This window comes from Duganella sp. CF517, from assembly GCF_900110275.1.
In the GTDB taxonomy this organism is placed as follows: domain Bacteria; phylum Pseudomonadota; class Gammaproteobacteria; order Burkholderiales; family Burkholderiaceae_D; genus Rugamonas.
On sequence record NZ_FODC01000002.1, the window covers coordinates 485,623 to 496,810 of the forward strand.

8 protein-coding genes are annotated in these 11,188 nt (G+C 63.2%); 2 read left to right on the plus strand and 6 right to left on the minus strand.

Translation table 11 applies throughout. The annotated features are described in order from the left end of the window. Nucleotides 1-236 precede the first annotated feature (236 nt). The gene (locus tag BMX85_RS09110) at nt 237-2,987 is read left to right on the plus strand and encodes a TonB-dependent receptor (protein WP_090316098.1); all 2,751 of its coding nucleotides are present in this window, start codon (nt 237-239) and stop codon (nt 2,985-2,987) included. Between the two features lie 90 nt (nt 2,988-3,077). On the opposite strand, the gene corA is transcribed toward BMX85_RS09110, so the two are convergent. From corA to glnA, 5 genes are all read right to left on the minus strand, one after another. Beyond that, nucleotides 3,078-4,046 carry a magnesium/cobalt transporter CorA gene (gene corA / locus BMX85_RS09115; RefSeq protein WP_090316101.1) on the minus strand — a complete coding sequence of 323 codons (969 nt, stop codon included), beginning with the start codon at nt 4,044-4,046 and terminating at the stop codon, nt 3,078-3,080. Between the two features lie 171 nt (nt 4,047-4,217). Further along, the gene (ntrC, locus tag BMX85_RS09120; protein ID WP_090316104.1) at nt 4,218-5,750 is read right to left on the minus strand and encodes a nitrogen regulation protein NR(I); all 1,533 of its coding nucleotides are present in this window, start codon (nt 5,748-5,750) and stop codon (nt 4,218-4,220) included. A gap of 69 nt (nt 5,751-5,819) precedes the next feature. Continuing rightward, complete coding sequence (glnL, locus tag BMX85_RS09125) at nt 5,820-6,932, minus strand: nitrogen regulation protein NR(II) (protein ID WP_090316107.1); 1,113 nt, start codon at nt 6,930-6,932, stop codon at nt 5,820-5,822. Further along, nucleotides 6,929-7,462 carry a DUF4124 domain-containing protein gene (locus BMX85_RS09130; protein WP_373923423.1) on the minus strand — a complete coding sequence of 178 codons (534 nt, stop codon included), beginning with the start codon at nt 7,460-7,462 and terminating at the stop codon, nt 6,929-6,931. Before BMX85_RS09130 ends, glnL begins: the two co-directional genes overlap by 4 nt. Before the next feature lie 125 nt (nt 7,463-7,587). Next, on the minus strand, nt 7,588-9,003 hold the full coding sequence (gene glnA, locus BMX85_RS09135) for a type I glutamate--ammonia ligase (protein ID WP_090316110.1): 1,416 nt from the start codon (nt 9,001-9,003) through the stop codon (nt 7,588-7,590). Nucleotides 9,004-9,317: 314 nt separating this feature from the next. On the opposite strand from glnA, the gene BMX85_RS09140 reads away from it, so the two are divergent. Further along, the gene (locus BMX85_RS09140; protein WP_090316113.1) at nt 9,318-9,776 is read left to right on the plus strand and encodes a rhodanese-like domain-containing protein; all 459 of its coding nucleotides are present in this window, start codon (nt 9,318-9,320) and stop codon (nt 9,774-9,776) included. A gap of 6 nt (nt 9,777-9,782) precedes the next feature. Here BMX85_RS09140 and BMX85_RS09145 read toward each other — a convergent pair whose 3' ends face one another. After that, entirely contained in the window at nt 9,783-11,147 is a 1,365-nt protein-coding gene (locus BMX85_RS09145; protein WP_090317635.1) for a TAXI family TRAP transporter solute-binding subunit, read from the minus strand. Nucleotides 11,148-11,188 lie beyond the last annotated feature (41 nt).

Genomic DNA, 11,188 nt, shown 5'->3' on the forward strand with positions numbered 1-11,188 from the left:
CGAGCTCTAGCACAAAATCGCCATAATTTTTCAAAAACTTTGTATTTTTGTGTAAAAAACGCGCTTTTTCATGTAAAAACCGTAGGAAGTGTTGTTTATGTCGAACTTGTTACAGACACGTAATTGACCATTCCCGCGCCAGATGGTCTCATGCCACCCTTGAATAATGTAAGCACATTATTTAACTTGTAACAATTAGCCAAGTCCCAACAAGAATCCTTCCAGGAGTTGAAGCAATGATGATGGAAACTGTAATTTCGCGTTCACTGCGTTTGATGTTCGCGGGCAGTGCCGCGTTCGCGCTGGCACAACCAGCACTGGCCCAAGAGGCCAACGCGCCGATCCAGCGCGTGGAAATCACCGGTTCGTCGATCAAGCGTGTCGACGCCGAGACCGCCCTGCCGGTGCAGATCGTCGGCAAGGCCGAGATCGCCCGCACCGGCGCCACCAGCACCCAGGAACTGCTGCAGTCGATCGCCGCGTTCTCGTCGGCCGGCGGCACCACCAACGCCACCGGCGCCGGCACCTCGACCGGCGGCCTGTCGTCGATCTCGCTGCGCGGCCTGGGCTCGACCCGCACGCTGGTGCTGGTCAACGGCCGCCGCCTGGCCGCCTTCGCCGGCAGCGACGGCGCCTCGGTCAACGTCAACGCCATTCCGCTGGCCGCCATCGAGCGCGTCGAAATCCTCAAGGACGGCGCCTCCGGCCTGTACGGCAGCGACGCCATGGCCGGCGTGGTCAACTTCATCCTGTCCAAGCGCGTCGACGGCTTCGAGATCACCGGCGGCTACGGCTCGCCGACCGAAAGCGGCGGCGGGCAGAACGCCAAGACCTCCATCACCGGCGGCTACAACACCGACAAGCTGAGCGTCGTCGCCTCCGCCTCGTTCGAAAAAGAAAAAGAATTGTTCGGCCGCGACCGCGACTACGCCAAGTCCGCCACCCGCCTGCCGTACTACAACAGCACCGCGACCGGCCAGGGCAACATCCAGGGCGCGTTCACGCCGGGCAAAGGTCCGAGCGACGACTACATCGACGGCGGCGCCGGCTACGGCAACCCTATGGCCATCGGCAACAAGTGCAGCGGCATCCGCATGGTCGGCGTGACCACCGGCGGCGGCACCCCGTACTGCGCCTACGACAGCGGCCCGGACGTCGGCCTGACCCCGAAACGCGAACTGTACAACTTCACCAGCAACCTGAGCTACAAGCTCAACGACAACCACGAGTTGTTCGCCGACCTGCTGTACTCGCAAAGCAAGATCACCCAGACCTACCAGCCATCGCCGGCCCGATCGGACTTCTTCGAAAGCGACGGCGAATTCGCCAAGCAAGGCGTGGACGCGGCCCTGCTGCTGTTCCCGTCGAACCCGGCCTACCAGTCGATCGCCGTGCCGTACCTGCAAAGCCGCGGCCAGAACGCGCTGATCGGCCAGCCGCTGGCGATCACCTCGCGCGTGTTCGACTACGGTCCGCGCCAGAACGTCGACACCGCCAAGCAATCGCGCGTGGTGATGGGCGCCAAGGGCACGCTGGGCTTCGGCGACTATGAAATCGCCTACAACCACAACGAATCGAAGCTCGAGAGCGCGGTCACCACCGGCTACTTCTCGCAAGTGGCCTACGCCAAGATCATCAACGGCAGCAGCTGGAATCCGTGGGCCGAAGGCGGCGTGCAGACCGGCGCCCTGGCCGACCAGCTCAAAGGCGCCACCTTCAGCGGCACCTTCCTGAACGCCAAGTCGACCAGCGACGCCATCGACGCCAAGCTGAGCGGCGAAGTGCCGACCATCGCCGGCATCACCCCGCTGTACTCGGTGGGCCTGCAGTCGCGCCAGGAAAAATACGTCACCGACCCGAGCGCCGCCTACCAGTCCGGCGACATCTCCGGCCTGGGCGGTTCGGTCGTGCCGATCAACCGCAAGCGCAAGGTCAACTCGGCCTTCGCCGAGCTGAGCATCCCCGTGCTCAAGTCGCTGGAACTGAACCTGTCCGGCCGCGACGACAAATATGACGACGTCGGCAACACCTTCAACTGGAAGAGCGCCGTGCGCTGGCAGCCGGTCAAGCAACTGGTGCTGCGCGCCTCCTACGGCACCGGCTTCCGCGCGCCGTCGCTGGTCGACCTGTGGACCCCGCAAACGCTGGGCACGTCCGAGCAGTTCACCGATCCGGTCACCGGCGAAACCGGCCGCCAGGTCAACTCGCTGGTCGGCGGCAACCCGAACCTGAAACCGGAAGAGTCGAAGCAGTACTCGTTCGGCGCGGTATGGCAGCCTGCCAGCACCACCAGCATCGGTGTCGACTTCTTCAACATGAAGATCACCGACATCCTGGCCACGCCGTCGGCCCAGGAAGTGGTGTCGCGCTTCCGCGCCGGCGACCCGGCCTACGCCGGCCTGGTGACCCTGCGCGGCAACAACATCGCCAGCATCCGCCAGACCCTCAACAACACCGGCGACGCCACCGTGCAAGGCTTGGACGTGTTCGGCAACTGGAAGGACAACTTCAGCTTCGGCAAGCTGGAACTGAACCTGAACGGTACCTACATGGACAAGTTCGACCAGACCAGCCCGGGCGGCCAGGTGTCGCACAAGGTCGGCACCATCGTCGACGCCACCGGCACGCCGGTGATCGGCGCCCAGAACGGCGGCGTGATCCTGAACTGGAAGCACCAGCTGTCGGCCACCTGGAGCCAGGGCCCGTGGGCGACCACGCTGATCCAGAACTACCGCGACGGCTACGAAGTCGGCCACGACCTGAACGACAATCCGGTGCACATCCGCTCGGAAGCGATCTACGATGCCAACGTGACGTACAAGGGCTTCAAGAACGTCACGCTGGCGCTGGGCGTGAAGAACATGTTCGACAAGCAGCCTGACCCGATCGGCTCGCCGGTGACCAACCAGTTCCAGGCCGGCTACGACATCAACCAGTACGATCCACGCGGACGCTTCGTCTACGTGACCGCCGGCTACAAGTTCTAAGCAGCCAGGCGTCAAAAAGCCCACCCTGTGCGCATGTGACGGCCAACGCCGTCACATCGCCGCCGGGTGGGCTTTTTTTTGGCCCGCCGTCTACAGCCAGCCGGAGCGCTTGAAGCGCCGGTACAGTCCCAGGCACACCAGCACCATGATCGCCAGCGCCATCGGATAGCCGTACTTCCACTCCAGCTCGGGCATGTATTTGAAATTCATGCCCCACAGGCCGGCGAACGCGGTGACGATGGCGAAGATCGCCGCCCACGCCGCCAGCCGCTTGTTCACTTCGCTCTCCTCGATCGCCGTCATCGACAGGTTGACCTGGATCGCGGTGCCGATGGTGTCGCGGATCGACTCGAGCGAGGCGGTGATGCGGTGCAAGTGGTCGTGCACGTCGCGGAAGTATTCCTGGGTGTCCATGCACATCGACGGCACCCGGCCGCCGTGCAGCCGCCCGACGGCCTCCATCAGCGGCGCGACCACGTGGCGCACCGTCGTCACCTTGCTTTTGAGCTCGTACAAGCGCTCGATGTTGTCGCGCTGCTTGCCCTGGCTAAAGATCAGCTCCTCGATTTTCTCCAGCTCCGTCTCCAGCATGTCGAGCACCGGGAAATAGCGGTCGACCACCGCGTCCATCAGTGCGTACAGCACGAACGCCGGGCCCAGGCGCAGCATGTGCGGCTCCCGCTCGGCGCGCGCGCGCACGCCCAGGAAGCCTTGCTGGCTCTCGGCGTCGCGCGAGGACAGGATGTAGTTCTGGCCGACGAACATGTCGACCTCGCCGATGGCGACGTCGCCGTCGCGGCACTCGATGGTCTTGACCACCACGAACAGCGAATCGCCGTATTCCTCGATCTTCGGGCGCTGATGGCCGCGGCTGGCGTCTTCGACGGCCAGTTCGTGCAGGCCGAACTCGTGCTGCATCGTCTCGAGCTCGGCCGGTTCGGCGTCGCGCAGCGCGACCCAGACGAACGTCTCGGGCCGCTCCATGTAATCGCTGATTTCCTCGACCGGGATGTCGGCCAGCTTTTGGCCGTCCTGATAGGCCACACAATTAATCAACATACGGTTTCCATAAAAAAAAAGCCCCTGGCTTCGTCAGCCAAGAGCTTACCTTAAAGTACAAATACCCATCGATATCCACCGGGGTCAAGTCTGTCATTCGGACACGAGGTCGACCGTAATGCGTCGATACGGTTGAGCTAGTGTCCGAATGACAGACTTGACCCCAGGTTGTTAGTCGTCCTTGGCGCCGTCGATGCCCAGCTCGGCGATCTTGCGGGTGATGGTGTTGCGGCCGATCCCGAGGCGCACGGCGGCGTCGTTCTTGCGGCCGTGCGTGTGCTTGAGCGCGGTGCGGATCAGCGCCGATTCGAATTGCCGCCCCAGCACCGCCATCACTTCCTGCTGTCCGCCGCTGAGCATCGAGGCGGCCTGCGCCTCGAGCAGGCCGAGCCAGGCGTCCGGCGAACCGGCCGCGCCATTCGCGCCGCCCGCCTCGGCCGCCGCCACCGGCACCACCGTGCCGTGGTGCTGGATCGCGCCGTAGCTTTCGGCCGGCGCCGACAGGCCGGCACCGGTACCGGTGCTCAACGCCGCCGCGCCGCCGCCGGCCTGCTCCTGCGTCAGCTCCAGCGGCAAGTCCTTGACTTCGACCGTCTGCCCCGGCGCCATCACCGTGATCCAGTTGCACAGGTTTTCCAGCTGGCGCACGTTGCCCGGCAAATCCAGGCCGCTGAGGAACTGCACCGTGGCGTCGCTCATGCGCTTGGCTTCGACGCCCAGCTGCTTGGCGCTTTGCACCAGGAAGTGGCGCACCAAAATAGGGATGTCCTCGCGCCGCTCCCTCAAACTGGGCAAACGCAAGCGAATGACATTCAGGCGGTGATACAAATCCTCGCGGAACAATCCCTCGCGCACCCGCTGCTCCAGATTTTGGTGCGTCGCGGTGATCACGCGCACGTTGGCCTTGAGCGGCTGGTGCCCGCCGACGCGGTAGAAGTGGCCGTCCGACAGCACCCGCAGCAAGCGCGTTTGCAGGTCGAACGGCATGTCGCCGATCTCGTCGAGGAACAGGGTGCCGTTTTCGGCCTGCTCGAAACGGCCGCGCCGCGTCGTTTGCGCGCCGGTGAAGGCGCCACGCTCGTGCCCGAACAGTTCGGACTCGAGCAGGTCTTTTGGTATCGCCGCCGTGTTGAGCGCGATGAACGGCTGCTGCGCGCGCGGGCTGTGCTTGTGCAGCGCGCGCGCCACCAGCTCCTTGCCCGAGCCCGATTCGCCGGTGATCAGCACCGTCACGTTCGACTGCGACAGGCGGCCGATGGCGCGGAACACTTCCTGCATCGCCGGCGCCTGGCCGAGGATTTCCGGCGTCTCCGACGGCCCCGATTCGACGCTGGTCTCGCGCAGGCTCTCGTCGAGCGCGCGGCGTATCAGTTCGACGGCCTTGTCGATGTCGAACGGCTTGGCCAGGTATTCGAAGGCGCCGCCCTGGAACGCGGCGACGGCCGAGTCCAGGTCCGAGAAGGCGGTGATGATGATGACCGGCAGCCCCGGGAAGCGCGACTTGACCAGTTGCAGCAGATCGAGGCCGGAGTCGCCCGGCATGCGGATGTCGGACACCAGCACCTGCGGCGTCTCGAACTCGAGCGCGGCGATGGCGTCGCGCGCGTTGGCAAAACTCTTGGTGGCCAGGTTTTCCCGCGCCAGCGCTTTTTCCAGTACCCAGCGGATCGATTCGTCGTCGTCTACTATCCAGATTGGCTTCATGTGTTTGTGTTATCCCGCAATATGGATCGTCAATCAAGGGACTCGGCACCCGCCCCTGCTTGCCTCGGCTTATGGCAACGGCAGCAGGATACGGAAATCCGTATATCCAGGCCGGCTCTCGCACTCGATCACGCCCATGTGCTGCTGCACGAAGGTCTGCGCCAAGGTCAACCCGAGGCCGCTGCCGCCCTCCCTGCCCGACACCAGCGGGTAGAAGATACGGTCGCGGATCTGGGGTGCGATGCCCGGTCCATTGTCAATGATATGCAAGTCTAATGCCAGCCCGTAGCGGACCTTGGCCAGGGTCATCTGGCGCGCCACGCGGGTCTTCAAAACGATCTGCGCATCGCCCGCCTCTATTTGTGAAGCGAGCGCTTGCGCGGCGTTGTGGGCGATGTTGAGCACCGTCTGGATCAGCTGCTCCTTGTCGCCGCGGAACTCGGGGATCGAGGCGTCGTAGTCGCGCAAAATCGTCAGGCCGGATGGGAATTCGGCCAGCATCAGGCTGCGCACGCGCTCGAGCACTTCGTGGATGTTGACGTCGCCGACGATGTGCGGCCGCCGGTGCGGCGCCAGCAGGCGGTCGACCAGGGTTTGCAGGCGGTCGGCCTCCTTGATGATGACCTGCGTGTATTCGCGCAGCTGCACCGCGTGCAGCGCCGGCAGTTCCATCTCCAGCAGCTGGGCGGCGCCGCGGATGCCGCCCAGCGGGTTCTTGATCTCGTGCGCCAGGTTGCGGATCAGCTCCTTGTTGACCTGGCTCTGGTCGAGAATGCGCTCCTCGCGGTCGAGCTTGAGGTGCTGCAGGTGCTCGCGCAGTTCGATCAGGATGTGGTCGACCGGATCGTCGAGCGCCGAGACGATGCTGTGCACGTGCAGCGGATCGCGCCCGGCGCGCTCCAGCGTCAAATCCTGGCGCAGGTCGGAGAACTTGTGCTCGCGCGCCTGGGCGCAGATGTGGTCGAGCTCCTCGGGGTTGAGGAACTGCGCGGTCAGCTTCTGGCGCGACAGCGCCTTCAAGGAACTTTCCAGCAGGTTCTCGGCGGCCGCGTTGGCGTAGGCGATGTGGCCCTCGCCGTCGAGCAGCACCACGGCCGAGGCCAGCAGTTCGAGGCCGGCCAGCGCCGGTGGACGGTTCATGGCGGCCACGGCGCGGGCGGCGATATTACTTACTAGGCTCATCTGATATTCGCGATCTCACGTTTCAAGGCTTCGACATTCTTTTCCGAGCGGCTGATGCTGTCGCGCATGGCGGCCACCCGTTCCTGGTATTTGGCGTAGTTGCGTTCGTCGCCGCGCCGTTCCGGCTCGCCGCCGTTGAACTCCTTGCGCAACCCCGTCAGCTTCTGCGTTTCGTTTTTCAGCTCGTCTTCCAGTATCGCCCGGCGGTCGGCGTCGCGCGCGCGCTGCTCGGCGCCGTCGACGCGCGGAAAGTCGCCCGGCGTGGCGGCGGCCGCGGCCGGGGTCGACGCGGTCGCACCGGCCCGCGCCGGCGCGCCCTGGCGCTTGGGCGGCGCCGGGATCGCCAGGCCCGGCAAGTCCATCGCCTTACAATAGTTGCCGCGATAAACGTCGGTGTATTCGGTGCTGCCGTTGGGCGGCGTGCATTTGTAGATCACGCCCTGCGCCCGCGCGCCGCCGCAGGTCGCCAGCGCCAGCACAAACAACGCGCCGACATTGACGTAACCGCATCTTTTGAAACTCATCGTCATTCGTCATCCGTGGGTGGAACACTCCATCCTGAATATACAACATCCAAACAAAAACGCGGGGAAAGCCATGGCTCGCCCCGCGTTTTTTGCTTCACCACAAGCATCGGCGCGCCGATGCGTTGCAATTACAGCGAGTAGTACATGTCGAACTCGGCTGGGTGGGTCGTCATGCGCATGCGCTGGACGTCCTGCATTTTCAGTTCGATGTAAGCATCGATCATCGAATCGCTGAACACGCCGCCACGGGTCAGGAACTCGCGGTCTTTGTTCAGGTTGTCCAGTGCCTCTTCCAGCGACGAGCACACGGTCGGGATCAGCGCGTCTTCTTCCGGCGGCAGGTGGTACAGGTCTTTCGACGCCGCTTCGCCCGGATGGATCTTGTTGGCGATACCGTCCAGACCGGCCATCAGCAGCGCGGCGAAGCACAGGTACACGTTGGCCAGTGGATCAGGGAAACGGGTTTCGATACGGCGGCCTTTTGGATTGGCCACGTGTGGAATACGGATCGATGCCGAACGGTTACGGGCCGAGTACGCCAGTTTGACCGGCGCTTCGAAACCTGGAACCAGACGCTTGTACGAGTTGGTGCCCGGGTTGGTGATCGCGTTGAGCGCCTTGGCGTGCTTGATGATGCCGCCGATGTAGTACAGCGCGGTTTCCGACAGGCCGGCATAGCCGTCGCCGGCGAACAGGTTGACGCCGTCTTTCCAGATCGACTGGTGCACGTGCATGCCCGAACCGTTGTCGCCAACGATAGGTTTCGGCATGAAGGTGGCGGTTTTGCCGTAGCTGTGGGCCACGTTCCAGACCACGTATTTCAGGTTCTGGGTCCAGTCGGCGCGCTCGACCAGGGTCGAGAACTTGGTGCCGATTTCGTTCTGGCCGGCGCCGGCCACTTCGTGGTGGTGCACTTCGACCGGGATGCCCAGCGATTCGAGGATCAGGCACATTTCCGAACGCATGTCCTGGAAGCTGTCGACCGGAGGAACCGGGAAGTAGCCGCCCTTGACGGTAGGACGATGGCCGCTGTTGCCGCCTTCGATTTCCTTGTCGGTGGTCCACGACGCTTCGTCGGAATCGATCTTGACGAAGCAGCCGGACATGTCGATCTTCCAGCGCACGCTGTCGAAGATGAAGAATTCTGGTTCTGGACCGAAGTAGGCGGTGTCGCCCATACCCGACGATTTCAGGTAGGCTTCAGCGCGCTTGGCGATCGAGCGCGGGTCGCGGTCGTAGCCCTTGCCGTCCGACGGTTCGATAACGTCGCACTGCATGAACAGCGTGGTCTCTTCCATGAACGGATCGATGTTCGCGGTGTTTGGATCTGGCAGCAGAATCATGTCCGATGCTTCAATGCCCTTCCAGCCGGCGATCGAGGAACCGTCGAATGCGTGACCCGATTCGAACTTGTCCATGTCGAAGTGCGACACGGGCACGGTGACGTGCTGTTCTTTACCACGGGTATCGGCGAAACGGAAATCAACGAATTTGACTTCGTTTTCCTGGACCATTTTCAAGACTTCTGCGGCTGTCATTGCCATGCGTATCTCCTAAAGGAATGTGTATAACTGGTGCGCTCTCTATAAGCAGTATCTATGCCAGCCTGAAACTCGTAACGATATGTTCATAGCGTCTTGGAACTCGCCGACAAAAGAGACTAAAACGGGGCGGAGCACCAAAATGCCACTATTTACACCGGATCAATGCGGCACCAACTTGGTGCAAATCCACCAAATCGCACCTCGACAGTGCAATTTCCTTTTCTCGCTGAAAATTGCACGGCTTTGGTGCGCCATTGTCTCCGACGTGCACAGGACGCCTATAATAAACTCAATCTTATTTGGAGGGACATCCCATGAGCAAAATAGACGAGATCCTGGCCGTGGCCCGTGGGCGCAGCAAGGACTGGCCGTATGCCGGCGCGGTGACACCTGAAGAGGCGTACGAACTGGTCGGCGCCGACAACGCCGTCAAGATCGTCGATGTGCGCACCAATGCCGAGCGCGACTGGGTCGGCCGGGTGGCCATTCCGGAAGCCCAACATGGTGCGGTGCAGTGGAGTATTTATCCGGGCGGCATCGCCAACCACGAATTCATCGAGCAATTGAACTCGGTGGCGCGCAAGGACCAGGTGTTGCTGTTCCTGTGCCGCTCGGGCGTGCGCTCGCGTGGTGCGGCCAAGCTGGCCACCGAGCACGGCTACCAGCACTGCTACGACATCCTGGAAGGCTTCGAAGGCGACAAGGACGAGCACAGCCACCGCAAGAACATCGGCGGCTGGTGCAAGGCCGGCCTGCCGTGGACCGGCGCGTAAGACGGTTTAAACAGGCACCGCCTGCGTCGCCGCCGGCGCGCCCTCGCCCATCAAGAACTGGATCCGCTTGCGCACGAACTGGATGTGGCTGCGCAAGCCGTACAAGCCATCGGCGAACGACAGCGGGATCGAGATCTGGTTGACCAGTTCCTCGATCTCGTCGAGCCGCTTGAGTTGCGCCTCGTACACCTGCATGCGCGACGCCTCCGGCGCGCTTTCGACCTGCTGCTCGACCGTGCGCAACTGTCCATACCAGCGGTACACGCGCGAACGGATGCGCCACACATACAGCGGCGGGATAATCCGCGACAACGGGATGATCAAGGCGCTCAGCGCCAGCACCACCACCCACATGCGGTCGAAGAAATTGGCCAGCCAGAACGTCATATAACGCTGCAACAACGGCGGGCCGTTCTTGTAGAACTTGGCCGCCTCGGCGTCGACCGGAATCTCGGTGTACTTGGCCGACGGGAACTGTCCCTGCTGCTGGAACCAGCCCGCGCCGTTGTGGATGCCGCTGGCCGCCTGCACGAACAAATCGACCAGCGCCGGATGCAGGTCGTCGCGCGCCACCAGCGTGGCGGTCGGCGCGATCAGGTTGTAATCCTCCTTGGGAATGTCGCGGCCCAGATCGACGATGCCTTGCGGCAGCACCACATGCGTGAGGAACGGCAGCTTGCGCGCGTAGGCCTCGGCCTGGCTGAAGTTGAACAGCTTGATGCCGGGCGTTTGCAGCAGCATCTGGATCAGCGGCGCTTCCGGCGCCGAGGTGAACACCAGGCCGTCGATGCGCCCTTCCAGCAATTCCACCGTGGCGGGCGTGTTGGCCAGCGAGAAGCGTTCGACGTCTTCCTTCTCCAGGCCGTTGAGCGACAGCACCTGGCGGAACAGCCGCGGCGCGCCGGCGCCCTTGGGGCCGAAGTTGATTTTCTTGCCTTTCAACTGGCTCAGCTGGGTGATCGGCGGCTGGCCCTTGGTCTCGCGCAGGAACAGCCACAGCGGCTCGACGAACAGGCTGCCCAGCGACGACAGGCCTTCGCGCTCGGCCACTTCCTCGTTGGTGGAGCCGCTTTGGACGAAGGCGATGTCGACTTCGCCGGCGCGCAGGCGGCGCAGGTTTTCGCCGGAGCCGGCCGACGGCACCAAGGTGACCTTGACGCCGTGCTTGGCGAGCGCGGCGGCGTACTTTTTACCGAATTCCTCGTAGGCGCTGTTTTCCTGGCCGGTGGCCAGGCGCACGCTGCGCGGCGGCGCGGGGTCGACCAGCCAGTAGGCCAGCAAGCAAACGCCGACGATCAGCGCGATGGTGGGGGCCGAGGCGACGAACAAGTCCCGCACCGAGAATTGCGTGAACTTGAGGATTTTGGACATGTGGTGGCGCATTGGTTTCATGGGCTGATACCATGCCAACA